A 25618-nucleotide genomic window follows, 5' to 3' on the forward strand; every position below is an offset into this window, starting at 1 on the left:
AACAGCCGCTGAGAAGAGGATCATGATGGCCGCCGGTGAACCAGGACCGGACGAGGGTGGGGGTCCCCCCTGCGCATGGGGGTCCCCCCGCTCGAGCGGAGCCGAGAGTGGGGGAAGAGCCGAGAGCTGGGGGGAGGGCAGCGCCCCGGATCCGTCGGAGCCGGTCGGCCGTGCTCCCGCGATCCGGCCCTTCCTGCTGACCGCCGGCCGGGTGGCGGGCGGCTCCGGCCCACCGCTCCCGGTCGAGACCCAGATCGTGGCGACCTCGTCCGGGCTCGCCGTGCTGCGCTCGCTCGCCTTCGAACGGCACGACATCGTGGCCGCCTGCCGACGGCCGCAGTCGGTGGCCGAACTGGCCGCGCACCTGCACCTCCACCTCAATGTGGTCCGGGTGCTGGCGGAGGACCTGCGCGCCGCCGGGCATCTGGCGGTCCACGTCCCGAACGCCGGCACAACCCAGGACATTTCCGTACTGCGAAGGGTTATTGATGGTCTCCGTGCCGTCCCCGACTCACGGGACACACTCCGTGACAGCGGTTGAACAGCCGCCGGTACCGGTCAAGTTGGTCATCGCCGGCGGCTTCGGCGTCGGCAAGACCACGGCCGTCGGCTCGATCTCCGAGATCCGGCCGCTGACCACGGAGGCCGCCATCACCGAGGTCGCGGCAGGCGTGGACGACCTCACCCACACCCCCGGCAAGACCACCACCACGGTCGCCATGGACTTCGGCTGCATCACCATCGACCCGACGCTGAAGCTCTATCTGTTCGGCACACCGGGCCAGGACCGGTTCGGGTTCATGTGGGACGACGTGGTCGAGGGCGCCCTCGGCGGTCTGGTCATCGTGGACACCCGCCGTCTGGACGACTGTTACGCGGCAGTGGACTACTTCGAGCACAAGGGCATCCCGTTCGCCGTCGCCGTCAACGCGTTCGACGGCGAGGTCCACCACAACCTCGACGAGGTGCGGTGGGCGCTGGACGTCTCCGACCATGTACCGCTGGTCGTCTTCGACGCGCGCAACACGGGTTCGGTCCGGGACGCCCTGCTGGTCGTACTCGAAGTCGCCCTGTCCCGCGCGGAGAACACCACGGCGGGCTGACTCCCGGGGCCGCACCGCGACGGGCGGCTCCCTGCGCCGCGGCCCGTAACTACAGGTAAGTGATCAGTTTCACTCGGTACGGAACCCCGCCCGCGGTCCATACCGCCCTCCCGGCTGCCATCATCCCTACCGATGCGGAATTCAGCTGGTTCCGCACGGACCTAAATGACAGCGAAAACAGGGGTGTTGGCGTGAAACCAGGGTGGTCGCGGTGGACCGGTCGACGGCGGGCGGGCACCGGCGCGGGTTCCGTTCCGCGTGGGCCGGGGGTGGCCCGCCGCTCATCGGCGGCGCGGCGTTTCGCGGCGGCCGGCGCGGCCGCCGTGCTCCTCGGCCAGCTCCTCCTCGGCGGGAACCCCGCCGCGGCACAGGCCGTCGCCCTGCCGGGTTCGGCGTTCCCCCTCGTCCTCGATGTGGACATGACGCCGAATCCGGTGTGCAGCGGAGCCGTGCACGGCCGGGTGCAGGTCTACGACCCCGCGGCGGCGAAGGCCGGAGCCACCGTGGAGTGGCGCGTGCGCGCCGGTGCGAAGCAGCTGGCCGACGGGCACCTCGCCATGACCTCCCGCATCGGCACGGCGGAGTTCCGCATTCCCTACGACCGGGTGCCGGCAACCGAGACCGCCCTGCAGATCGACGCCCGCATCGCCGCCTCGCCCGGGGGCCATGCGCCCGGCCGCTACGGCAAGGTCTGGCGGGACACGATTCGCCGGGGGTGCGACCCGGTGCGGGTGGCAGCCGTCGGTGACTCCGTGGTCTGGGGACAGGGCCTGGACCACGACCAGAAGTTCTCCTATCTGACCGGGCAGTCGCTGGGCCGTGAGACCGGCCGGGGCCATCAGCTCATGGACTACTCGATCTCCGGCGCGGTGCTCGACGCGCCCGGGCTGCCCGCGGGCAACAAGGACGCGGCCTGTCTGCACCGGACCGAGAAGCAGGACCCGGACGGCGACGGGGAGATGGAGTTCGGCGAGGTCACCCAGCAAATGCCGGATGTGTTCTGCCAATTGGAAAAGGCGGGCGCACAGGCACGGGCGGGCGGCTACGGTCTCGATGCGGTCGTGATCAACGGGTGCATCAACGACCTCGATCCCTTCTTCGGTATCGGCGTCGGTATCACCCCCGGCTCGAAGAACCTGCCCGAGGCGGTGCGGCGCGAGTGCTCCGGCATCGGCGCGGCCCCGGAGAACCCGGCCAAGGACGTGCCCTATTTCAGCGGGGCGAAGGTCGGATACGGCGGACGCGGGATGCGGGCGGCGATCGAGAAGGCACATTCCCTGCCGGGGCGGCCGAAGGTGATCGTGGCCGACTTCTACTACGCGCTGAGCCGCAGCAGTTCTCCGATCCCGGTCAAGACCTGCTCGACCCCGGGAGTCACCGCGGCACGGCTGACCTCCTGCAAGGGCGCCCTCGGCAGGGTGGCCGAGCGCTACGAGCAGTACACACAACTGGCCAATGCCGCCTACCACCAGGCTGCGGCCGCCGCCAACAAGGGGTCCTCGGACGGACCGTACGCGGTCGCGGCGGACGGGCTGTTCACCGTGGACAATGCCGTTCTCACCCCGGACTCCAAGGTCTGGGGCACTCCGGTCACCGACCCGGCGTTCCCGCTGCGCACCCGGGCCTGCCCCGAGCTCAGCTCGACTCCGGCGCAGTGTCTGAGCGCGGCCGTCGGGCACCCCGACATCGCGGGCGCCCGGCAGTACGCCGATTCCTTTCTCCTCAACCCAAGTGTCCGGAAGTGGTTCCACCTCCCCCGGCAGGGACCGCATGCACAGCTGAAGGTCCCGGCGAAGGCGCACGTCGGCAGTGAGGTGCCCCTGTCGGTGACGGTGGGCGGAAAGCTGCCCGCCGCCGGGTACCGCTACCACTGGTACTTCGGCGACGGTACGCAGCAGGAGACGGACCAGCCGGCCGTCACCCACGCCTACGACCATCCGGGGCCCTGGCTGCCACGGCTCGTGATGACCGGCCCGGAGGGCAAAAAGGTCCTGGTCGAGGCCACCCGCGCGCTCACCGCGGACTGACGGCTCCTTCCAAGGGGGGCGGCTCGCACACGCGGGCCGCCCCCTTCGCGCTGCCCACACCGAAGCGGCCGATGACGCCGCATCGACCACCTTCCCGGCCGGGGCTCCCCTCCCAACAGGGGCTCTCCTGCCGCCTCCAGAACCTCGGATGTCCGCGAAGCGCGCCCGGCCCTGGCGCGAGCGGGCAGAGAACGATGAGGTGGGCTTCCACGCCGAACTGCCGAACGAGGGCCACGTGCCCGCCGCCCCCGCGGTGGCACCGGACGGTTCGGACAGGAGCAGCGCGGACGGGAGGACTGCGGGCATGGAGTTGGAGCTTCGGCACCTGAGAGTGCTGTGTGCGATCGCCGACGCCGGGAGCGTGGGCCGGGCCGCCTCGGACCTGGGGTACTCACAGCCCGCCATGAGCACCCAACTCCGGCGCATCGAGCAGTACTTCGGCAACCCGCTGTTCGAGCGGAACACCTCCGGGGTGGAGCTGACGCGGTACGGCACGGAGGTTCTGGCTCAGGCCCGGGACGTCCTGGCCCGCGCGGCGGCGATCGGGCGCCGGCCGGCCGCGGACCGTGCACGGACACGCCGCCCTCTCCGCCTGGCCACGACCAATTCACCGGTCCTGGCCGGCATGCTCATCCGGCTCCGGAGCCAACTGCCCGATCTCACACTCACGGTGAGCAGTGTGTATCCGTCCTCGGAGAGCGTCGAACTCCTGGAGCACGGTGAGGTGGACGCCGCGATCGCCGCGGACTACCCCGGACGTGAACTGCGGCATTCGGCCGCCGTGGCGCACCGCGGGATCGTCACCGAGCCGTCGTTCGTCGCCCTGCCGGCCGGGCACCGGCTCCGGCACTGTCCTGAGGTGGCACTCGCCGACCTGGCCGACGACGCGTGGTTCCTGACCCCGGACGACGGGGCCGGCTGGCCGGGAGTGTTCTACGCGGCCTGCCGGGCGGCCGGGTTCACCCCGGCGGCGGTCCACGAATTCCTGGGCGACCAGCAGCAGTTACAGAACATGATCGCTGAAGGTATCGGCGTCTCCATCGTGCAGGCGACCCTCCGGCCGATCCCTGACGTCCTCGTCAAGCCACTGGTCGGCACCCCCCTGTGGTGCCGTTATGTGCTGGCCTGGCGACGCGAGAGCGTTACCGACGAGACAGCGGACACACTCTTCGGCTCCGCCGCCGCGGCCTACCGGGCTCTCATCGCCCAGTCTCCACACTTCCGGACCTGGGCCTCCCGGACCTGGAGCGTGACCAGACCGTAGCGCGGGGGCGGGCGCCCACACCCATATCTTCGTCAACTACCCCACACCAAACCGCTGTTGGTACCACCCCTCCTCCTCATCCACCGCCCCGACCTTCAGCCCCGGATGTTATGACGAATGCGCCCCAGGTGCTATGTCACACCTTATTGCCGCCCGTCAGTGGGCGCTGAGATGGTGCCACTCACGCCTCAGCTCAATCCCGAGGCGCATCTGTCCACGAAGGAGCATGGATGCGCTACCGCTTCCCCCTGCCCAGATATGTGGCCGGCGGACTGGCCGCCTGCCTCGCCACGGCCGGTCTGCTGGCCGCGCCGGCACTGGCGGCGCCACGCTCGCCGGATGCCGACCGGGCCGTCACCGCGTCCCGGACCACCCACCACCCCGTCCCCCCGATCACCGGCCCGACAGCCGGCGCGAACGAAAGGCCCGCACTGCAGGGCCGGCCGCGCGGCGTCGCCCAGCTCCCCCCGCTCAGCGCGAAGAATCCCCCCACTTCTTCGACTGCGGCGGCGCGACACAAGAACGGCACGAAGCACGGCGCCGCGGCCTCCTGCACCCCGTCCGACTTCGGCAGCCGTACCGGATCCGAACTGGTCACGTTCGTCCAGGCGTCGACCACGGACTGCGTCAACACCCTGTTCAGCGTCACCGGCAAAGACGCGCACGACGTCTTCCGCGAGGACCAGATGGTCACCATCGCCCACGCCTTCCAGAGCGGGGCGACCGCGTATCCCGGTGACAACTCGGGCAACGTGCTGCAGCTCGTACTGTTCCTGCGCGCCGGCTATTACGTGCAGTCCAACCATCAGGACGATGTCGGCGACTACGGCCCGACCCTGGCAGCGGCCAGCCAAGGCGGGCTGGACGCCTTCCTCTCCAACTCGCACTCCAAGGACGTCACTTCGGGCAACGGCGATGTCCTGAGCGAGGTCATCATCCTCACGGACAGCGCCAACGAGCAGGCCCGCTACCTGAACACCTACAAGCAGGTGCTCAGCGGCTACAACAGCTCCTACGACGACATCCCCAGCATGCTGGCCGCCGTCAACGACGTCTACACGCCTCTCTGGCGCGGGAACTGGAACCCCGACTACGTCAAGGCGGTCACCGCCGATCCCAGCATCGTCGACACCCTCAACACCTTCGCGCTCGACCACCTGGACATGCTGGGCACCGACAATTCCTACCTCGACTCCAACGCCGGGATGAACGTCGCGCGGTACGTCGAGCACCCGGCCCTCAAGGACAAGGTCCGGCCGCTCATGAAGGGCCTGCTGGACGCCTCGAAGATCACCGGTCCGACCGCTCCCCTGTGGGTCACCGTCGCTTCCCAGGCCGACGCCTACGACCAGGCCAACTGCTCGTACTTCGGGGTCTGCGACCTGTCCGGCCAGCTGACCAAAGCAGCACTGCCGATCACCCACACCTGCGACGCGACACACACCGTCAAGGCGCAGTCGCTGACGCCCGAGGAGCTCGAAACCACCTGCGCCAGCGTCCTGGGCCAGGGCTCGTACGTCCGCGACCTGGTGAAGAACAACGGCCCGATCCCCGGCCAGTACGAGTCGACCATCCAGCTCATCGTGTTCGGCAGCCGCAACGACTACCAGACCTACGCCGGGGCCATCTACGGCGTCGACACCAACAACGGCGGCATCACGATGATCGGGGACCCGACCAAGCCCGACAACCAGCCCATGTCCCTGATGTACCAGCGGAGCGACGACAACGGCTTCCCGGCCCGGATCTGGAACCTCAACCACGAGTACACGCACTACCTCGACGCCCGTGACGACATGAAGGGCGACTTCGGCCAGCAGACGTCGGTCCCGGACATCTGGTGGATCGAGGGCCTCGGCGAGTACGTCTCGTACAGCTACCGCAAGATCACCGACAACGAGGCGGTCACCGAGGCCGGCAAGCACACCTACAAGCTGAGCACGCTGTTCCAGAGCACCTACGACAACAGCGATGTGACCCGCACCTATCCCTGGGGCTACCTCGCGGTCCGCTACATGTTCGAAAAGCACCCCGAGGACATCGCCACCATGCTCAGCCACTTCCGCACCGGCGACTACGCCGGCGGCTACGCCGTCTACAACACCGACATCGGCACCCGCTACGACGCCGACTTCGACGCCTGGCTCACCACCTGCGCCAACGGCGCCTGCGCCGCCAAACCAGCCCTGACCACCACACCTCCGTCACAGCGGCCTCCGGCCCGACCGTCCACCTGACAGGCAGCGTCGGCCCCGGAGCTTCCGGCTCCGGGGCCGAGCGATACCGAGAACCGGGATCAAACGCCCCTGAGGGCTGCGGCACGAGCGGCGATGTCGGCCACGATGCGGCCCGCCGGAGCGACGTCATGGACCAGTCCGGCGCTCTGGCCCGCGTAGAGGGCAAGAGCTTCCAAGTCGCCTGACATGCCGGGCACGGGGACCATGTCCTCGTAGCGCGACCAAGTCCGACCGTCGGCGCTGCCGGCCAGCACAGCGCCTTCACCAGGACGGTTCGGCGCGGCGGGACGGCCCGCGGCCTCCCAGGTGCTGAGGGTGGAGTTGCGCAGTGCCCGATGCGGGGCGTCGGGCCAGCCTCCGTCGAAGCACCGCGTGTGCACCGCGTCCTGGGGCGCCGCCCGGATCACGGCCTGGCGGTAGACCTCGTGTGTGGCCGCCTCGCACGCCGTCAGGAATCGGGTGCCCAGCCATCCGGCCTGGGCCCCGAGGGCCAGTACGGCGGCGAGCCCGCGCCCGTCGGCGATGCCGCCGGCCGCGATGACGGGCACCGGGTGTACGGCGTCCACGACGGCGGGAACGAGCGCCATCGTGGTGGCCTCCCCGCGCACGTGACCGCCTGCTTCACACCCCTGGGCCACGATCACATCGACGCCTGCGGCAACGGCGCGTTCAGCCTCGGAGACGGAACCGACGGTGTGGAGGTGAACGGCACCGGCCGAGCGCGCGCGTTCGGCGACGGCCGAGGGATCCCCCCAGAACGTCGAGATGATCGGCACGCCTTCCGCCAGGCAGGCATCGAGGATCTCGTCGACCGGGAAGTCCAGCACCAAGTTCACAGCGAAGGGCCTCGGCGTCAACCGCCGAACCTCCCGGATCCGACGCACCGCCTCGTCCGCGGTGACCCACGTCAGAGCGAGGGTTCCGAGCCCACCCGCCTCCGCCACCGCAGCCACCAGATCCGTCGTGACCGCGGACCCGATGGGCGCCTGCACCACGGGCACCTCGATTCCCAACTGCCGGCACAGAGGCGTGGTTAACGGCGTCACGTTGCCCTCCCCAAGCGTTTCGGTTTCCGAATCACTGGGCGATCTTAATTTTTCGGCCACCGGAACACCAGGGGTTGAAGACGGCCGCCGGCCTGGTGATGCGGATGGCTCGCTGCAGAGCGGAAGGTCCGCTGCCCCGGTGTGTCACACCGGGGCAGCGGACCTTCTTGGCGCAGGGGCGGTGGTGGCGGTCAGCGGTTGTAGATGGCCATGATGGGGTTGCTGTCGTCGCACCACACCTCGTGGTATCCGTTCGCCTGGGCTTGCGGGAGTTCCGTCGCTTCGCACTCCGCCTTCGAGGGGTACCTCTCGGCACCGACGGGGACCCAGCCATCGCCGGGGGGAGGGGCGGCGGAGGCGGTGGTGGCGGTCAGCGGAATGGCGACCGCTGCGGCACCGACAGCGAGACCGACACCGATTCGAGTACGCCACGACTTCATGGTGATCTCCTTGCTTGTCTTTCACGTTCTGAGCTGGTCCTGCTCAGAGATGTTCTCGGCTCCTGTCCAGGGAGCGCCGAGGTGGTCAGCCGATGGGGTTGACGAAGGTGGCCGGGTGGGTGGCGCTCCGCTGGTCGACGAGCGTGCCCCAGGGCCACTTCAGGGTGAGCGCGGTGGTCTCGTTCGGCGGGGTGACAACCGCAAAGGCGGGCTGGTAGAAGCCCTTCTCTTCCTTGGTCAGGGCCAGGTTGATCGTGAAGTCGGTGCTGTCCCCGGGCTTCAGGGTGATCGAGCTGAACTTCTTCGACGAGCGGGCCAGCGACCAGCGCTCGCCGCCGTTCTCGGACTTGAGGTCCACGCCCGGGAAGCCGCCGATCTTGCAGGTGCTGCTGCCCTTGTTGGTCAGCACGATGCTGGTGGTCGTCGAGCCGCCCGCGTTCGGGTCCGGGACCGCATCGCCGCCCGTGGCGAACGACGCCTTCAGGCCGGAAGTGTGGCAGCGCTGGACGCCCGAGCCCGCCCCGGCACCGTTGGCGGCTCCCCCGCTGCCCGACTGCTTGGCCGCTGCGCCCGCCTTGCTGTCGGCCTTGCTGTCGGCCTTGGCACCGGGGCCCGCCTGCGCATCGGAGCCCTGCGCTCCGGTGGAGGAGCCCGCCCCGCTGGACTCGGCGGCGGCCTCCGTGTCCGTGTGGTCCGCGGGCCTCACGCCGGTGGCGTCCGAGCCGGAGCAGGCGGTCAGGGTGAGGCCGGCGGCTGCGGTCAGGGCCGCGGCGGCCATGCGCAGGGTGCGGCGACGACGAGCGGTGCGGACAGTGGTGCTGGAGCTCATTACGGGTCCCCCGGGTCAGTGGTGTCGTTGTTCCCTCGGTACGTCCCCCACTCTGGTCGGGGCCACTATCGCGAAGCTGCCGCTCCGCTAACGCCCGGCTAACACGGCTGTGAGTAGTGGAAGGACGCCACGGAAAACCCGAAGAACCAGGCCGCGCCGCCTAGTTGGGGAGCACGCAGCCGCTTGCCGGAACCAGGGGCGGGTGTGCGATCACCACCTCGACCGGTTGGCGGTAGACGCGGGAGAGCAGCTCCGCGGTGAAGACCTCGACCGGGGGCCCTGTGCGGCGATCTGTCCGTCGTGGAGCACCGCCGTGCGGTCCGCACAGGCTGCGGCCAGTCCAGTCCCAGGTCGTGCAGCACCACCACGACCCCGTCACCGCCTGCCGCCCGCTCCCTGCAGATCCTGAGTACCCATTCCTGGTGGCGCAGGTCCAGCAGCGCCAGCACCTCGCCCGCTCGCACGGCCAGATGCCGCCACCACCCCATCGGCGAAGGACGCGGGCGGCGAGAGCAGCCACCCGATCGCCTCGGCGGAGCCCGACCACTCTGCGCGGTCTCGGCACCTTCGCCCAGCAGGGTGCACCGTCCGGGCGCAGGCGGCCGACTCCGACGGACGAGAGCGCCATGTCCCGCTCTGCGTAGATATCCTCCGAAGTGTGATCAAAACTGGACGGCTGCGCCTCCGTCGTCGCCACGGCCGGGGGCCACTTACTCTGCTGTCTCCGGTGATCCTGACCGTGGTCATCGCCGGCCTGGCGTACGCCACTCCCCCGGAACTGGCTTTCAGCCGGCTCCTGCCCGCGGCACCGGCCCTCGCCGCCGCCATGTGGCCCGTGCTCCCCACCGTCCTGCTGGGGACGGTCTGCCTTCTCCTCATGATCGGCCTCGGCATCGTGTTCCCCGACCTGGGGACGTGGTGGACGGCGGCGGGGGTCGTCGCCGTGACCGTGGCGGCCGCGTACGGAAGTCATGTCCGGCTCCGGCGGGAGCAGACCCTGTTCCAGGTCCGGCTCGTCGCCGACACGGCGCAGCAGGTGGTCCTGAGCCCGATGCCGCGCCGCTTCGGGGGCATCGAGATCGAGGCGCTGTATCTCGCGGCCGCGGCGGAGGCCAGTATCGGCGGCGACTTCTACGAGGTGGTCGACACGGAGTACGGGGTGCGGCTGCTCATCGGCGATGTGCGGGGCAAGGGTCTGCCGGCGGTGGGCACGGCCGCGGCGATGGTCAACTGCTTCCGGGAGGCAGCCTACGACGAGGCCGACCTGGTCGATGTCGCCCGTCGCCTGGAGGCCAGCAGCACCCGTTACAACGCCGCCTTTCCTCCCGAGGGCCTGATGGAGCGCTTCGCCACCGCCCTGCTCGCCGAGATCCCGCATGGGGGCGGCAGTATCGGAATCCTCAACTGCGGACATCCCCCGCCGCTGCTCCTGAACCACGGGGAAGTCCGCGCCCTGGAGCCCACCGCTCCCTCGCCGCTGCTCAACCTCGCGGAGCTGATCGGTGATCACTACAGCATCGACACCTTCGACTTCGCCCCTGGCGACCTGCTGTTCCTCTATACCGATGGTGTCGCCGAGGCTCGCGACCTCGACGGCGAGTTCTTCCCGCTGGCGGCCTGGCTGCGCCGGCAGACCCCGGGGCGGCCCGGCGAACTGATCAACGCTCTTCACCATGACCTCCTCCACCACAGCAGAGAAAGCCTCGACGACGACATCGCCGCCCTCGCCGTCCGCTTGTGCGCCTCTCCGGAGCCGCCGCCTGACGGTCAGAGGAATCAGCCCGCTTAGCCTGGATCCACCGGCCCCATCATCCTGCCTACGCCGGGGTGGTGTGGCACGCGCTGCTGATCGCCCTGATCGTCTGGCAGCACACCGCGCAGCCGTACCGGACCGACGGCGGCATCCGCCTCGATGTGCTCGACCCGGGCCTGTGGTCGGGCTGGATCTGGCCGATCCTGGCCGGGCTCGTCGGTCTCGTGACGCTCGACGCGATCCGGGCGGTACGGGTGTGGACGCGTGCACTGGCGGTCTGGAGCGTCTGCGCCGAGGCGGCCTTCGCGCTGCCGCTGGCGTGGGTCCTGCATCGGCAGGAATTCTTCAACCCGGACTTCCTGTCCGACGTCAACGGCGGCTGGCAGACCCCGGACTCCTTCTACACCGTGGCGGTGGCGGGGGTCTTGGCGGTGGGTGCGGGCGAGGTCGTGAAGCGGTTCCGCGAGGCGCGGGGCTGAGTCCGCTCCTTCGGCGGGGCTGCGGAGCAACGCCCTGCGAGTCGCCCCCGGCACCGCAGATCTGACATGGCTGTAGTGGGATGAGGCGACGCGCGCCGGCCGCCGGGCCGGGAGGTATGCATCCGACGGAGGCCGTGCAAGCGTGCGCCGGGACAGTTCGTGATCCAGCCAGCCTGCGGATGCGGATGACCGGGCGGGCCGACTGGATGACGTGTAGCCGGTGTTGCCGGTTTGCGTGGCAAGGTCAGCGGGATCGCAGAAGGCTCGGGCCGCTCCCTGGAGGACAAGGCATCGTCTCGTATCGCCCGCCGATCCAGCCGGCGTCGGCCCGGGCAGGGCCGGAACCAGGCTGGGACCGAGCTGTTCGGTGACCGGCTGCGGGCCCGGCCGTAATTCGCTTGCCCTGGCCATGGGGCAACGCTGCACTGTGGCCGGACATCACGAGTCGTGGTGCCGGTATTTCGAGGAGGCAGCGGCGGCAATGCAGATTCGTTCCACGACCGATGAGGACCTTGACGTCTTCGTCGACACAGTCCATGCCGCGTTCGGGCGCTTCCCGGAAACCCCGACCGAGGGCGGCGGGCTCTGGTGGTCGGCACTCGAAATGGACCGCGGCCTGCTCGCCCTGACGGCGGACGGGCAGCCCGTCGGCACCGCCGCCGCGCACTCCTTCGAGCTCACCCTGCCCGGTGAGACCCTCGTCCCGGCCGCCGGCGTGACCGCCGTCGGCGTCCTGCCCTCGCACCGTCGCCAGGGCGTGCTCAGCGCGATGATGCGACATCAGCTCACCGAGCTGCGGACCCGCGGGGAGTTCCTCTCCGTGCTGCTGGCCTCTGAGGCCCCGATCTACGGCAGGTTCGGCTACGGACCGGCGACCTACACGGCGCGGCTGACGGTGCCGCGCCACAAGGCCGCCCTCGCCGTTCCCCGGGCGCGCGCAGGGGCCGACGCACCAGCGGCCGGCTCGGACAACGGCTCGGACAACGGCTCGGTCGAGGTGCTGCGTCGTGCCGAGTGCGGAGAGATTCTGGAAGAGGTCTACGACCGGTATCGCCGCACCCAGCCCGGCGCGCTGTCCCGGCCGCACCACTGGTGGGCCCGGCGCGCGGGGCAGCCCCCGATCGCGCAGGCGCCGCGCTATGTCGCCGTTCACCGTGACGCCGACGGCGTCCCCGACGGGTACGCCAGCTACTCGATCGGCGAGTCCCAGACCTTGACGGTCGACGAGACCATCGCCACCGACGACGCCGTCTTCACGGCCCTGGCCCGGTTCGTACTCGGACACGACCTGGTCTCTCAGGTCGTGTTCAAGCACGTCCCGCCCGAGCACCCGCTGCGCTGGCAGTTCGCGGACTTCCGCGCCGGCGAGGTGAGTGGCGACACCGACTGGCTCTGGGTGCGGCTGCTGGACGTCCCGCGTGCTCTGACCGCGCGCGGCTGGTTCATGGACGGCGAGCTCGTCCTCGACGTCGAGGACCCGTTCCTCGGCGAGCACGGCCGCTACCTGCTGACCGTCCGGGACGGCAAGGCCGACTGCGTCCCGACGGACCGGGAGCCCGACCTGTCCCTGGACGTGAGCGACCTGGGCTCGGTCTACCTCGGCGGCACCGCCCCGAGCACACTCGTACGTGCCGGACACATCCGGGCCCACCGCCCGGGCGCGGCCGCCCTCGCTGACGCCCTCTTCCGCGCCGAACGCTCCCCGCACTGCCTGCACTGGTTCTGACGCTGGAGGTCTGACGCTGGAGGTCTGACGCTGGAGGTCTGACACTGGTTCTGACGTCTGACGTCTGACGCTGATGCTGACCGCGCGCTCGCCTACCCATTCCGACCGCCGTCTCGTCGTGCTACGGGGATTCGCGCGCGTCAACCCGATCACGCACCTGGTCGCCTCCGAACACGACCCGCTCGGACAGCCCGGTCGAGTTCCACCTGCTGGTCGTCTTCGTACCGCTCGCGCCGCGGGCTCACGCCCGCCGTGTCTGCGCGCCGTCCGGCTCGGGAGGTGACGCGGACGACGACGTGCGGCGCAGCCGCGCCGGGTCGGTCCGGGACAGGGCCGCTGTCACGTCCAGTTGCCAGCCGGTCTCGTACACCTCGGCGAAGCGCTCGTTGCCGAGCGCGGCTCGGCTGCGGTCGCTCAGCGTGCGGATCTGCGGATCCGTGCGGTCGTGGGCGCCGCGCAGGCGGGCCGCCGCGCCGAGCAGGACAGCGACTTCGCGGTACCGCCCGTGCAGCGCGGCGAGGCCGGCCACGGTCACCGCTATCGTCGCCACGATCGGCATGTCCCTGCTGTCGACCGCCGCCGCGTACGCCCGGCCCAGCGCCTCTTCGGCGCCCGGCCCGTCGCCGAGTTCGAGACAGAGCGCGCTCCGCACCACGCCGAGCAGTGCCTGCCCCTGGTCGCCTCCGAACACGGCCTGCTCGGAAAGTCCGGCCTCGATCGACTCGACCAGCTCGCGCGCTTGGGTCAGATCGCCGGTGCGCACCCGCAGAGCGGCTTCCCGCGCGTCGAGCAGGATGGCCATCTCGGGCGACGCCGAGCGCAGCACGCGCTCCCGGGCCACGGCGATCGTCTCGGCCGCCCGCGCGGGCTCATCGAGCCGCACGTGCAGATCGATGCGGCGCAGGTCGACGAAGATCTCGTCGCTGAGGCTGAGCGATCCGAACTCGCGGGCCAGCTGTTTGGCCTCCTTCAGGTCGGCCAGTGCGCCGTCGAGATCGCCGTCGTACTGCCGCACCAGCGCGTGCAGTGGCAGCGCCTTGGCCAGGCCCCAGCGGTCGCCCGCTCGGGCGAAGCACTCCAGCGCGGTGCGCACGTCGCTGCGGACCTGGTCGAAATGGCCGTCATTTTCGGCGAACTGGGCCCGGAAGAAGCAAGCCATCCCGGCCAGCCATACGTCGGGCCCGTCGACCAGCTGATGGAGGACCGTCGGCGACACCTCGGTCTCCGTCAGGGAGGCCAGCCCGAGCGCAGTCAGCACGCCGTGGAGGCCCGGCAGTTCGGGATGGCTCAGCAGCCGGGCGACGAGCGCCCGCAGTTCCTCGCGCCGCTCATTGATCCAGTCCTTGGCCGGCGCCCCCCGGGTGGCGACGGTGTTGAGCGCCAGAAGCACCTCGGCGATGTCGCGTTGCACGCTCGGCCGCTTGGCCGGCAGCGCGACCGTCTCACCGAGCCAGTAGGCCGCGTCGGGATGCCGGCCGAGCATCTGCCAGTACCAGCTCAGATCCACCGCGAGCGCGATCGCGCCGACGGCGTCGTCGGTGTCACAGAGGTGGCGAAGGGCGGCGAGCACGTTGTCGTACTCGGCGTGCAGCACGTGGAGTGCGTCGAGCTGCTCGGGGCCACGAAGCAGCGGGTCGTGGCGGGCGACCAGCTCGCCGAAGTAACGGGCGGCCAGGTCCCGTACGCCGGTCAGGGTGCCTTGCTCGGCCAGGCGCTCCAGGCCGTACTCGCGGAGGGTCTCCAGCATCCGGTACCGGCCGGTGTCCGGCACGAGCTGCAGCAACGACCGGTCGACCAGGTCCGCGAGCAGCTCCGGGACCTCGGCGGCAGACACCGCGGTGCCGGCACAGACCGCGGTGGCCGAGTCCGGTGTGACGCCGCCAGGCAGGACCGCGATGCGCTCCGCGACCGTACGGGCGTCCGCGCCGAGCAGGTCCCAGCTCCATGCGATGACCGCGCGCAGGGTGCGATGCCGGGGGAAGGCGGTCCGGCTGCCGGTTGTCAGCAGGCGGAACCGGTCGGACAATCCGGCGGCCAGGCCGGCCAGCGAGAGTGTGCGCAGGCGGGCCGCGGCCAGTTCGAGTGCGAGCGGCATGCCGTCCAGGCCGCGGACGACGCGCAGCACCTCGGCGAGGTTGTGCTCGTCGACGTCGAACCCGGGCCGCACGGCCGCCGCCCGCTCGGTGAACAGGCGCACCGACGCCGTACGGCGGGCCTGCCCCGCCTCCTCGTGCGGCTCGGGCAGGGCGAGCGGGCCGAGTGGGACCAGCGCCTCGCCGTCGACCGCCAGTGGCTCCCGGCTCGTGGCCAGCACCCGCAGCGCGGCGCAGCGGGCCAGCAGCGCCGCGATCAGGTGCGCCACAGCGTCGATCAGGTGCTCGCAGTTGTCCACCACGAGCAGGCTCTCCCGGCCGTCCAACTGGTCCGCCAGTACGTCCAGTTCGCCGACCCGGTCGCCGCGCAGCTTGGCCGAGGCCTCGAAAAGCGCCGAGCCGCGCAGCCCGATCGTGGCCAGCAGCGCCGCGCCGACCTTGGCGGGCTCGGTGACCGAGGCGAGGTCGATCATCCAGACGCCGTCGCGGTACTCGTGCCGGTGGCGGCGGGCGGCCTCGACCGCCAGGCGCGTCTTGCCGGCGCCGCCGGGACCGAGCACCGTCACCAGGCGCCCGGAGGCGAGCAGCGTGTCGACCCGGGCGAGGTCGTCGTCGCGGCCGATGAAACTGGTCAGCGGTGCGGGCAGGTTGCTCTGTCTGACCTGCGCGGCGTCGGGGGCGGGGGCGGGCCGCTCGGCGCGCAGCAGGCGCAGGTGGCGTTCGCGCAGGGCGGCGCCCGGGTCGGTGCCGAGGACGTCGGCCAGGCGCTCGCGGATCCGCTCGTACAGGGCGAGGGCATCGGCCTGACGCCCTTGGGCGGCGAGCGCGTCCATGAGCAGGGCGGCGGCGCGCTCGTGGACGGGGTGCTCGGCGAGCAGGGCGGACAGACGGGCCGCGGCCGCATCGGCACGGCCCCGCGCCAGCTCGGCGTCGGCGAGGTCGGCGACGGCCTCGATCGAGGCGTGCGCCAGCCGGGTCGCGACAGCGGGCGCCACCGCGGCGACGACCGTGGGCTCGGCACCGGGACGGTCGCCCCACAGCGCCACGGCCTCGCCGAGCACGGCCGCCGCGGCATGTGGGTCGCCCGCGCGCAGGCGGTCGCGGCCTTGGGCGGCGAGCTGTTCGAACCGCAGCGCGTCCACGCCGGCCGCGTCCACGGCCAGCCGGTAGCCGCCCGCGAACTGCTCGACGTCACCGGCCGAGCCGAGGGCCCGGCGCAGCCGCGAGACGAGGGCCTGCAGGGCGTGGGCCGGGCCGGCCGGCGGGTCCTCGGCCCAGATCGCGTCGATGAGGCCGCTCGTCTCGACCGCATGCCCGCCGGCGAGGGCCAGCCGTACGACCAGAGCCTGCAACCGGGCACCGGGTACGGGCAGTTCGGTGTCACCGCGGGCCAGCTCAAAGACGCCGAGCAGCGCGACACGCAGCCGCGCGGCCCCGCCACCCCCAGCACCCCCGTCCATTGTCCGATCCTCGCACGCGCACGGTCGGGTCCTCACATCAGGACGGTGCCCGTGTGCCCTCGTGTCAGCGCCGTGTGGGCAGCATGTGAGTGGCCCGCAGCAATCTTGGCGTGCCGCTAACAACCGGCATCGGAAAGGGACTTCTCATGCATGACGTAGTGATCGTGGGCGCCGGCCCCGTCGGTCTGTTCCTCGCCTGCGAACTCGGCCTCGCGGGCTGCTCTGTCCTGGTGCTCGAACGGGACCCGGAGCCCGGCTCCCCGTGGCGGGCGGACCCGCTCGGGATGCGGGGCCTGTCCGCCGCGTCGGTCGAGGCGTTCTACCGCCGCGGGATGCTGCGCCCCCTGCTGACGGCGTCGGGCGTCCACGACGATCCCGGCCCGGGCCCCGACGCGGACGAGCCGTCACCTCCTCGTGGCGTGGGCCACTTCGCCGGCATCGTGCTCGATCCGGCCAAGGTGGACCTCGCCGCCCTGCCGTTCCGGCTTCCCAGCCCGGCGATGGACGGTGTGCTGACGAACCTCGAAGCGGTCGAGACGGTGCTGTCCGAGCGGGCTTCCCAGCTCGGCGTGGAGATCAGGCGCGACGTCACGGTCTCGGCCCTCACACACGACGACGAGAGCGTGGTCGCACACGCCGGCGAGCACGAGTACGCGGCGCGCTGGCTCGTCGGCTGCGATGGCGGACGCAGCGCGGTGCGCGGGCTGGCGGGCTTCGAATTCGTCGGCACCGAGCCGCTGTTCACCGGCTACTCCATGCTCGCCACTGTCGCCGATCCCGACGAGCTGAGCCCCGGGATCCACCTGACGCCGACGGGCATCTACCTCCGGATGTCCACCGAGCACATCGGCATGATGGACTTCGACGGCGGCGCGTTCGACCGTTCGCAGCAGCCGACTCGCGACCACCTCCAGGCGGTGCTGCGCCGCGTGTCCGGCACCGATGTGACGCTGAGCGACGTCCCTCTCGCCTCAAGCTTCACCGATCGGGCGATGCAGACGACGACCTACCGGCTCGGGCGCGTCCTGCTCGCGGGCGACGCCGCGCACATCCACTCCCCCGCCGGCGGACAGGGACTCAACCTCGGTATCGGCGACGCCATGAACCTGGGGTGGAAGCTCGCGGCGACCGTGCACGGGTACGCGCCGGACGGGCTTCTCGACACCTACACCCGCGAGCGGCATCCGATCGGCGCCGCGGTGCTCGACTGGACGCGCGCCCAGGCGGTGGTGATGAGGCCGGACCCACACGGCCGGGCGATCCAAGGAGTGATGCGCGACCTGCTCGGGACCCGTGACGGCACGACCCATGTGTTCGAAAAGCTGTCGGGGGCGTCGATCCGCTACGACCTCGGCAGTGAGCAGCCGCTGGTCGGCCGCAGCGCCCCGGACCTCCGTCTCGAAGACGGCACTCGCCTCGGCGAGCTGCTGCAGGACGGACGAGGCGTCGTGCTCGATTTCAGCCCCGACCACCGCCTGCGCGATGCGGCGACGGGCCGGCAGAGCCGCCTGCGTTACGCGGCCGGGGCGGCGAAGAACGACCTCGGACTGGGTGCCGCGCTCATCCGGCCGGACGGCGTCGTCGCCTGGGTGGGCGATCGCGACATTGACCACAAAGCGTTCGAAGCCTTCGAGCGGGCCGCCGCCCAGTGGTTCGGCACTTCAGGAATCGACACTTCAGGAACCAACACTTCGGGAATCGACACTTCGGGAATCTGAACCGCCGCACTGTTCCCTCCTGCTCCCGCCTGCCTCTTCCTGCCCATCCTGCTCCCGCCTGCTCCCCCCTGTCCCCTGTTGAACCTTCTCTTCCCCCAACCCACCTTTCAAGGAGCACTTATGACGATCACCCTCCGTCCGGGAACCACTGTGATGTTCACCGGCGATTCGATCACCGACAGCCAGCGGCTGGAGAGCGAAGACGGCCTCGGGTTCGGCTACCCGCTGCGCGTTGCGGGCGAGTGGGCCTTCCGGCACCCGGACCGGCCCGTGACCTGGCTGAACTCCGCGATCGCGGGCCACAAGGTGAGAGACCTCGAACCCCGGTGGCAGGCGGACGTGCTCGACGCTCGCCCGGACGTGGTGTCCATCCTCGTCGGGGCCAACGACATGGGCTGGCACACGCTGGACCCGGAGGGGTACGTGATCCCCGTGGAGGAGTTCAAAGCGGGTTATGACCGCCTGCTCGCGCCCCTCGCCGAGGCGGGTACGGAGCTGATCCTCATCGAGCCGTTCCTCCTGCCGATCCACGGCGTCGTCGAGGCCGGTGCCGCGCTCGTCGGGGAGGCAGAGCGAAAGGAATGGCGCGCCGACCTGAACCCGAAGATCCAGGCCGTGCGGGAACTCGCCGACAAGTACGGTGCCCATCTGCTCCCCGCCGACGGCATGTTCGCCGAACTCGCCACGACGACCGGACCGGAATACTGGGCCGAGGACGGCGTGCATCCGACGCCGGCCGGTCACGCCGCACTCGCGGCGGCCTGGCTGCGCCTGGTCTCGTGACCGTGTCCCGCGATCGCCCGCGACACCGGTGATCGCGAGGAGCTTCGCTGGGGAATTGCCGATGACTCCGCCTACGCCTGCTCCCCACACGCACGGGGTGGTCCCCTGTGGACGCTCACGCAATTCCCCAGGGGAACTTCACGTAATTCCCCTTCAGTGGGCGAAGCCCCAGTCGAGCATCTTGGTGGCGTCGTCGAAGCGGCCCTGGTCGTCCTTGAGGATTGCGCCGACCAGGGTGCGGTTGTCCCGCTTGGCGGCGAAGACGAGGGAGTAGCCGGCCTCCGGGCCGCTGCCCGTCTTGATGCCCAGGGCGCCGTCGTAGCTGCTCAGCAGCTTGTTGGTGTTGTCCCAGGTGTAGTACCGGGTGCGGCCGTTGGCCGCCGGGGCCTCGGTCTTGAACTGCTTGTTCTTCACGATGTCGGCGAACACCGGCTGCAGCATGGCGCGCTGGCCGAGCCTGGCCAGGTCGCGGGCGGTGCTGTGGTTGTTGCCGTGCGAGATGCCGTCGAAGCCGTCGAAGTGCGTTCCGTTCAGGCCCAGTTGTTGCGCCTCGGCGTTCATCTGCTTCACGAAGTCGGCGATCCGCGCGTCCGCGGTGTCCCCGGAGCCGAGGTTGTCAGCCAGGGCCATCGCGGCGTCGTCACCGGACGGGATCAGCAGGGCGTACAGCAGCTGCTCGACGGTCAGCGTGTCGCCGGTCTGGAGGTCGGCGGTGCTGCCGCCGACCTTCTGGACGTAGTCCCGGTACTCCTGCTTCACCGTGATCTGCCGGTTCAGCCACTCCGGGTGCTTGAGCGCCACGATGGCCGTCATGATCTTGGTGGTGCTGGCCATCGACACGCTCTCGTCCGCCTTGGCCCCGCCCCACAGCTCCCGCTCCTGGCTGCCGTCGCGAGCGTCCAGCAGGAAGGCGTGGTCGGCGTTGATCTGGGGAGCGGCCTGGTCCTTCGCATCCTGCGCATCGGCTGCCTTGTCCTTGACAGCGTGCGGTGCCGCCTGAACAGACTGGAACTGCCGCTGTGTGCCCTGCTTCTGGGCGACCGTTGAGGTGGCCTCGCTACCCTGCTGGCCGTTCTCGTCTGCAGAGTGCGCGGCGCCGGAGGTGGCCGCCTCGGCGAGGCCGCCGGAAGTGATCGGCAAGGCAGCACCGACGAGTGCGACCATCGCGATCCGGACTCCGGTGCGGTGTATTCGGTTGGGGCGGGCGTGGGAACCCATGCGGCGTCCGTCCTCCCGGCGAAGGGACGCCGGTGCGTAGTAGAACTCGGTTCACAGCGAACCTACTTGTGCGATGACAGCGACTCAAGCCGGCACCGTCATCACCACCTGGGCGGGTGCGGCCCCGGCCGTACTGCGTACCGTCACGGGACCGGGGCCTGTCCCGGCACTAGCTTCCGGCTCGGCCGGTATCAAGCCTGGTCCGTCCGGGTGCGCGGACGCGAGCACCGTCGGGAACACCGGCGACGGGAGGGACAGTTCAGCACCGCGCCCCGGCACACTGGATGCCGGGGCGCTCTCCCGAGAGCGATTCGGTGGGCGGCCGTGGGCAGTGGTCGTGCCGGCTGCTGCGCACGGCCGCGCTGCCGGCTCAGCGGACGTGCACCGTCACCACGTCAGAGGCGTGCAAGCGCACGGGATTCTGGTCGTGCGGGCCGGTCAGGCCGTACAGCACCGCACGGAACTGCAGGTCGCCGCGGCGCGCGGACGTGCCGTGTGCCGTGACCCGTGCGTCGCCCTCGACCGCGGCGCTGCAATTCTCCTGGTGCCACCCTTGGCCGAAGCCCTTCTCCTCCAGGCACAGCTGATGCAGGAAGCCGGCGCTGTCATCGCCGCCGTGCGCCTTGACCGTGATGGTCTGGCCGACATGCGCCGTGCGCGGCGCCGTGATGTCCACGCCCCCCTTGGCGAACGCCGGCCCGGCGGCCAGAGCCACTGAGGCCAGACCCAGCGCTCCGATCACAGCCACACGGCCGCCCCGCGCCTTGACCCCGGTCTTCTTCGTCCTGGTCATGGACTTCCCCTCCCGCGGATCCCCCACCTGGTAAGACCCACCCTTCGCGAAGGCGCCCGGTGCGCCTCGCCGACCATCCAGATGAGCCGGCCGCCCCGCGCGTTGCCCCTCGCCCGGCGCCTTTGCGAATTCATGACATAGCCCGCTAACCAAGACCTGATCCCACCAACAGACACCAAATCACTTCTCGGGAGCGGTAGTCGGCCAACCTGAGCGCTCCGATATCGCCAACAACAAGAAGAGGCGTCGTCCAGCGGTAGGCACTTCTGGGCCTTTCGGCTGTCTCAGGTGACAGCTCGTAGGGCACGCGCGGTAAGCACGTCCTGGATACCCGGCACGACACCCTTCTCGCTTACGGATGTGCTCGTCCGGGTGGAGGGGCGTTGGCCCCGGCTGCGGCCCGCGGTCCAGGGCGTCAGGGCCGGACAAGCAGCTCAGCGGTTCCCTAGAGCAGGGTGCTCCAGAACGATGTCCACCACCGGGTGAGGATCAGCAGCGCGATCACGCCGTACCAGAGCACCGGGAGGACCCAGTGGAACTCCAGCACCACCCGGCGCAGCCCCGCGGGGGCCGGGATGATGCCGTGCTTGAGGTTGTGCACGGTGGTGCACCAGAACATCAGGATGGTGACGCACCAGGTCAGCGTGCACCACAGGCACAGCGAGTTGATGTGGTACAGCGACTGGACCATCAGCCACATGCAGAAGACCGCGGCGAGCCCGGTGCCGATGTTCAGCCCGGCCCAGTACCAGCGGCGGAAGCGGGCGCCCGCCAGCAGGGCCATGCCGATCGCGACGACCACGCCGAAGCCGACCAGCCCGGCCATCGGGTTCGGGAAGCCGAAGACGTCCGCCTGCTTGCTCTGCATGACGTTGGTGCAGGAGATGATCGGGTTGAAGGTGCAGGCCGGCTTGTGGTTCGGGTTCTTCAGCAGCTCGATCTTGTCCAGGGTGATGATCCAGGACGCGAGGATGCCCAGCGCGCCGGTGATCACCAGGAGCAACGCGAAGCCGCGACCCGAGCCGATGGTGCCCGTACCGCTCACGCGGTCGTCGTCGGCGGTCACGTCGTCAAGCTCTGTCGTCGTCATATCGCCGTTCCGTCGATCCCTCGGGAGGTGAGCAAGCGGGCCCACGCCGCGGTCGCGGCACGGCCGTTCATTCTGCCCCAACTCACCATGACTCACGGTGCGATGAGCCTGAGGAGACAGCGGCCGCACACAGCGTTCTCTCAGCTTCCGCTCTGCTCCGGCCCGGTCTTTCAGCCGGCCGGGGAGCGGGCCGACGTTCGGTCTCGGTGCCATCGCGCATTCCTGTGCAAGGGCCGCCGCCGGTTACGTGAGACCGCCCTCACGGCACCAGTCGCCGCTCCTTCGCGACCGCCACGGCGCCCGCGCGGGTGTCCACACCGAGCTTGTCGTAGATGCGGCGCAGGTGGGTCTTGACCGTGGCCTCGCTGATGTGGAGGGCGCGGGCGATGTCCCGGTTGCCGATGCCACGGGCGAGCTGGGCCAGGATGTCGCGTTCGCGGTCGGTGAGGGTGGGCCGGGGCCGGCGCAGATTGGCCATGACGCGGCTGGCGACCGGCGGGGACAGGGCGGTACGTCCCTCGGCGGCGGAGTGGATCGCGGCGAAGAGCTCATCGGGGCGCTCAGCTTTGAGCAGATAGCCCGTGGCGCCCGCCTCGATGGCGCGGGTGATGTCGGCGTCCGTGTCGTAGGTGGTGAGCACCAGGACGTGGAGGGAGGCTCCGGGGACGGAGGTGAGGCGGCGGGTGGTCTCCACGCCGTCGATGCCCTCGCCCAGTTGCAGATCCATCAGCACCACGTCCGGGGTGAGCTTCGCGGCCAGCGCGAGCGCCTCCTCGCCGGTGCCTGCCTCCCCGACGACCTCGATGTCCGGGGCGCTGTCGAGCAGGGCGAGCAGCCCGGCCCGTACCACGGCGTGATCATCGCAGACCAGGATGCGCACGGGAGCGCGGTGGGCGGTCATCGGGGCACCTCAAGAGGGATGGCGGCGGACAGGACGGTGCCCTCACCGGGCGTGGACTCGACGGTCAGGGTGCCACCGAGTGCGCGTAGCCGGGCTCGTATGGCGGGCAGCCCGTGCCCGCGCCCGCTGCCGGGGGAATCGGGCAGCGCGGCGGGGTCGAAGCCGTCGCCGTCGTCCGAGACGTCCAGGACGACCTCGTCGTCGAGGAGGGTGAGGGTGAGGGTGGCACTGCTGGCGGCGGCGTGCTCGCGGACGTTGGCCAGGGCGCCCTGAGCGATGCGCAGCAGGGCGGACTGGACGCGGTCGGGCAGCCGGGGAAGCCGGCCGTCGTCGTCGACGTGGACGCGTACGGTGAGGTCCGCCCCGGACTCCCGCGCGGCCAGGGCGCGCAGCGCCTGATCGAGGCCGCTGCCGCGGGCGAGGTCGGTGGGGGCCAAGTCGTGCACGAAGCGCCGGGCCTCGGTGAGGTTGTGCTCGGCGACGGACGCGGCGGTGCGTACGTGTGCGCGGGCCTTGTCCGGTTCGGTGTCCCACACCCGGTCCGCCGCCTGGAGCAGCATCCGCTGGCTGGACAGGCCCTGGGCGAGCGAGTCGTGGATCTCCATGGAGAGCCGCTGGCGTTCAGCGAGGGTGCCCTCACGGCGTTCCGAGGCGGCGAGTTCGCGGCGGGTGCGGATCAGATCGTCGATCAGGACACGCTGGCGGGCGGTGTGCCGTTCCATCTGCAGGAAGACGGCGGTGGCGAGGGCGGCGACGGCGGGCGGCGCGAGCACCAGGTTCGGGTCGAAGCGCCCGGCAAGCTGTAGCTGCGCGGCGACGACGAGTGCCGTCAGGACCGCCACGAGAACGAGGGCCGCGCGGGGCGGCAGCGTGCGCAGGCCGGTGTAGAAGAGGGGCACCGCGCACCAGGCGAAGCTGGGCGCGAGCACGACCAGCACCATCCACACCACGACGACCAGCGCCAGCCAGGCCGAGCGCCGCCGGGTGGGTCGCGGGTCCGCGTCGCCCATCCCGGGCCCCAGCAGGTGCAGTACGGCGAGCACGACGCACAGCGCGATGATCCATGGGGTGCGCGGCTCGCCTGGGTGGCGCAGCAGGAATCGGGCGAGCGCTCCGCCGAGCAGCAGGAAGAACGCCGTGTGCATCACGGCGCCGAGCCACCGGGTGTCCACGGCGCTCGGTTCGTACGGCCGGTTCCGCATCCGGAGCATGCCTCCCCTCACGCTTGCGTCAATGGCCCCAGCGACCCGTCGAGCGGCGCCGAACTGGGCAAACACCTCCATTGTGGCCGAGCGCGGGGCCGGGCCGGTCAACCGATCGGATGACCCCGGTGTCATCCGTCCCGCAGCGCCAGGGCAGCCGGAACGCCGACCGTCCGGGCCCTGTTCCGGGCCGAGGGTGGAGAGCGGACGAAGCAGGGGCGGCAACCGGGCCGCCCGCCCACCTGAGGAGCGACCGACCCATGAAGGCCATGAACCCCGTGCGCAAGAAGTTCTCCCGCCGTGCCCGCGTCGCCACCGGCGGTGCCGTGCTCACCGCCGTCGCCGTCTCGGGCTTCGGTGCGGTGTCCGCGAACGCCTCCGCACCCGCCACGACGTCCGCCACTGCCGCCTCGGCCTCCGTCCCGGCCCGGGCCACCACCACCTCCACCCATCTGACGATCGACGCCGCTGCCAAGGCCGCGCAGGCCGCGCTCGACGCCGCCGAGAAGGAGAACCAGCGGGTCACGGTCGCCGTCGTCGACCGCAACGGCAACACGATCGTCACCCTGCGCGGCGACGGCGCCGGCCCGCAGTCCTACGAGTCCGCCGAGCGCAAGGCGTTCACCGCGGCCGCCTGGAACGCCCCCACCTCCCAGCTGGCCGAGCGTCTGCAGCAGGCCCCGAACCTGAAGGACATCCCGGGCACCCTGTTCCTGGCGGGCGGTGCCCCCGTCACCGCCGGGAACGCGCCGATCGCCGGCATCGGCGTCGCAGGCGCTCCGTCCGGGGCACTGGACGAGAAGTTCGCGCAGGCGGGAGCGAACGCGGTGGCCCGCTAGCCGAAGCGTCCGGGCCTTCGGGGCTGAACATCCGGTTCCACGACGGCAGCCCGCCAGGAACCGGATGTTCTCCGGTTCCACGGCCGACACCTCGCTCCAGACACCGCGCTTCCGTCCCCCGTGATTCCACTGCCCTCCGAGTCCGGCCTCGGGACTGGTAGGCGCGCATGTTGAGGTCTCGTGTATTCCTGATGGGTGGCGGTGGCGGTGTCACCGTGTGTGGTCGCCGGAGGCTAATCGGCTCCAGGTGCCGCCAGCCTCGGTGACGAGCCGGGTAGCGGTTTTGTCGTGGCTCGGCCTCGGGGAGCAAGGGAACAGTGGTTGGCGTCAAGCATTGACCGACGTCATGGACGCCGTTGACGGCGGGCGTTCCCGCCGGTTACCCGTGCTTGTCCGATTCGGCGTCGGCGAAGGCGCGGTATCCGCCGAGATCTCGGGCTGGGCGAGGACGTCGCCGCGGTGTACGACTCGGACCGGCCCCGGGGCCATCATCGGATGCTGATCCGCCGGCGTAGCGAGGTCGTGTCGGACATTCAGCAAGACCGCCGTCGTCATCACCGCGAAGTCCGCCGGGCGCAAGGTCTTCGGCATCGCCACCGCAGGCGTCCGTCTCGCTT

The 25618-nt window shown here is 70.7% G+C and carries 20 protein-coding genes and 1 pseudogene; 11 read left to right on the forward strand and 10 right to left on the reverse strand.

Translation table 11 applies throughout. From position 1 onward, the window contains the following. Window positions 1-25: 25 nt before the first annotated feature. From STRNI_RS05450 to STRNI_RS05470, 5 genes are all read left to right on the forward strand, one after another. Window positions 26-541, forward strand: a complete 516-nt coding sequence (locus tag STRNI_RS05450) for a DUF742 domain-containing protein (RefSeq protein WP_266445184.1) — start codon at window positions 26-28, stop codon at window positions 539-541. Beyond that, the gene (locus STRNI_RS05455; RefSeq protein WP_037740982.1) at window positions 489-1103 is read left to right on the forward strand and encodes a GTP-binding protein; all 615 of its coding nucleotides are present in this window, start codon (window positions 489-491) and stop codon (window positions 1101-1103) included. Before STRNI_RS05450 ends, STRNI_RS05455 begins: the two co-directional genes overlap by 53 nt. A 269-nt stretch (window positions 1104-1372) precedes the next feature. Continuing rightward, window positions 1373-3130, forward strand: coding sequence for a PKD domain-containing protein (locus STRNI_RS05460; RefSeq protein ID WP_277410659.1), 1758 nt, complete (start codon window positions 1373-1375; stop codon window positions 3128-3130). Between the two features lie 304 nt (window positions 3131-3434). Next, a complete protein-coding gene (locus STRNI_RS05465) occupies window positions 3435-4394 on the forward strand; it encodes a LysR family transcriptional regulator (protein ID WP_026169457.1) in 960 nt (319 codons plus the stop codon). Window positions 4395-4624: 230 nt separating this feature from the next. Beyond that, a complete protein-coding gene (locus tag STRNI_RS05470) occupies window positions 4625-6631 on the forward strand; it encodes a collagenase (RefSeq protein ID WP_266445036.1) in 2007 nt (668 codons plus the stop codon). A 59-nt stretch (window positions 6632-6690) separates the two neighbouring features. On the opposite strand, the gene STRNI_RS05475 is transcribed toward STRNI_RS05470, so the two are convergent. The 4 genes and pseudogenes from STRNI_RS05475 to STRNI_RS05490 all read right to left on the reverse strand — a co-directional run. Further along, window positions 6691-7737, reverse strand: coding sequence for an NAD(P)H-dependent flavin oxidoreductase (locus STRNI_RS05475; protein ID WP_277410660.1), 1047 nt, complete (start codon window positions 7735-7737; stop codon window positions 6691-6693). A 131-nt stretch (window positions 7738-7868) separates the two neighbouring features. After that, a complete protein-coding gene (locus STRNI_RS05480) occupies window positions 7869-8117 on the reverse strand; it encodes a hypothetical protein (RefSeq protein WP_018088639.1) in 249 nt (82 codons plus the stop codon). Window positions 8118-8202: 85 nt separating this feature from the next. Then, window positions 8203-8946 (reverse strand): DUF4232 domain-containing protein, encoded by a 744-nt coding sequence (locus tag STRNI_RS05485; RefSeq protein ID WP_266445028.1) that lies wholly within the window; start codon window positions 8944-8946, stop codon window positions 8203-8205. 160 nt (window positions 8947-9106) lie between these two features. Further along, window positions 9107-9398: pseudogene (locus STRNI_RS05490) on the reverse strand (hemin ABC transporter ATP-binding protein); the annotation flags it as partial. Window positions 9399-9673: 275 nt separating this feature from the next. Between STRNI_RS05490 and STRNI_RS05495 the strand changes: the two are divergent. From STRNI_RS05495 to STRNI_RS05505, 3 genes are all read left to right on the forward strand, one after another. After that, window positions 9674-10735, forward strand: coding sequence for a PP2C family protein-serine/threonine phosphatase (locus tag STRNI_RS05495; RefSeq protein ID WP_018088637.1), 1062 nt, complete (start codon window positions 9674-9676; stop codon window positions 10733-10735). A gap of 41 nt (window positions 10736-10776) precedes the next feature. After that, window positions 10777-11178 carry a hypothetical protein gene (locus tag STRNI_RS05500; RefSeq protein WP_277410661.1) on the forward strand — a complete coding sequence of 134 codons (402 nt, stop codon included), beginning with the start codon at window positions 10777-10779 and terminating at the stop codon, window positions 11176-11178. A 481-nt stretch (window positions 11179-11659) separates the two neighbouring features. Next, window positions 11660-12904 (forward strand): GNAT family N-acetyltransferase, encoded by a 1245-nt coding sequence (locus tag STRNI_RS05505; protein ID WP_277410662.1) that lies wholly within the window; start codon window positions 11660-11662, stop codon window positions 12902-12904. A gap of 241 nt (window positions 12905-13145) precedes the next feature. Here STRNI_RS05505 and STRNI_RS05510 read toward each other — a convergent pair whose 3' ends face one another. Next, window positions 13146-16457 carry an ATP-binding protein gene (locus STRNI_RS05510; RefSeq protein ID WP_277410663.1) on the reverse strand — a complete coding sequence of 1104 codons (3312 nt, stop codon included), beginning with the start codon at window positions 16455-16457 and terminating at the stop codon, window positions 13146-13148. Window positions 16458-16603: 146 nt separating this feature from the next. Here STRNI_RS05510 and STRNI_RS05515 point away from each other — a divergent pair, with 146 nt between their 5' ends. After that, on the forward strand, window positions 16604-18175 hold the full coding sequence (locus STRNI_RS05515) for an FAD-dependent oxidoreductase (RefSeq protein ID WP_277410664.1): 1572 nt from the start codon (window positions 16604-16606) through the stop codon (window positions 18173-18175). Window positions 18176-18295: 120 nt separating this feature from the next. Beyond that, the gene (locus STRNI_RS05520) at window positions 18296-18958 is read left to right on the forward strand and encodes an SGNH/GDSL hydrolase family protein (protein ID WP_277410665.1); all 663 of its coding nucleotides are present in this window, start codon (window positions 18296-18298) and stop codon (window positions 18956-18958) included. Window positions 18959-19111: 153 nt separating this feature from the next. On the opposite strand, the gene STRNI_RS05525 is transcribed toward STRNI_RS05520, so the two are convergent. From STRNI_RS05525 to STRNI_RS05545, 5 genes are all read right to left on the reverse strand, one after another. Continuing rightward, window positions 19112-20176 carry a D-alanyl-D-alanine carboxypeptidase family protein gene (locus STRNI_RS05525; protein WP_277410666.1) on the reverse strand — a complete coding sequence of 355 codons (1065 nt, stop codon included), beginning with the start codon at window positions 20174-20176 and terminating at the stop codon, window positions 19112-19114. Between the two features lie 370 nt (window positions 20177-20546). Continuing rightward, a complete protein-coding gene (locus STRNI_RS05530) occupies window positions 20547-20969 on the reverse strand; it encodes a hypothetical protein (protein WP_277410667.1) in 423 nt (140 codons plus the stop codon). A gap of 445 nt (window positions 20970-21414) precedes the next feature. Next, window positions 21415-22059, reverse strand: coding sequence for a vitamin K epoxide reductase family protein (locus tag STRNI_RS05535; RefSeq protein ID WP_277410668.1), 645 nt, complete (start codon window positions 22057-22059; stop codon window positions 21415-21417). 259 nt (window positions 22060-22318) lie between these two features. Next, window positions 22319-22960 (reverse strand): response regulator, encoded by a 642-nt coding sequence (locus tag STRNI_RS05540; protein ID WP_018088630.1) that lies wholly within the window; start codon window positions 22958-22960, stop codon window positions 22319-22321. Continuing rightward, complete coding sequence (locus STRNI_RS05545) at window positions 22957-24162, reverse strand: sensor histidine kinase (RefSeq protein ID WP_277410669.1); 1206 nt, start codon at window positions 24160-24162, stop codon at window positions 22957-22959. Before STRNI_RS05545 ends, STRNI_RS05540 begins: the two co-directional genes overlap by 4 nt. Window positions 24163-24422: 260 nt before the next feature. Between STRNI_RS05545 and STRNI_RS05550 the strand changes: the two genes are divergently transcribed. Next, window positions 24423-25001, forward strand: coding sequence for a GlcG/HbpS family heme-binding protein (locus STRNI_RS05550; protein ID WP_371874781.1), 579 nt, complete (start codon window positions 24423-24425; stop codon window positions 24999-25001). The last annotated feature ends 617 nt before the right edge of the window (window positions 25002-25618 follow it).

It is taken from the genome of Streptomyces nigrescens, assembly GCF_027626975.1.
GTDB lineage: Bacteria > Actinomycetota > Actinomycetes > Streptomycetales > Streptomycetaceae > Streptomyces > Streptomyces nigrescens.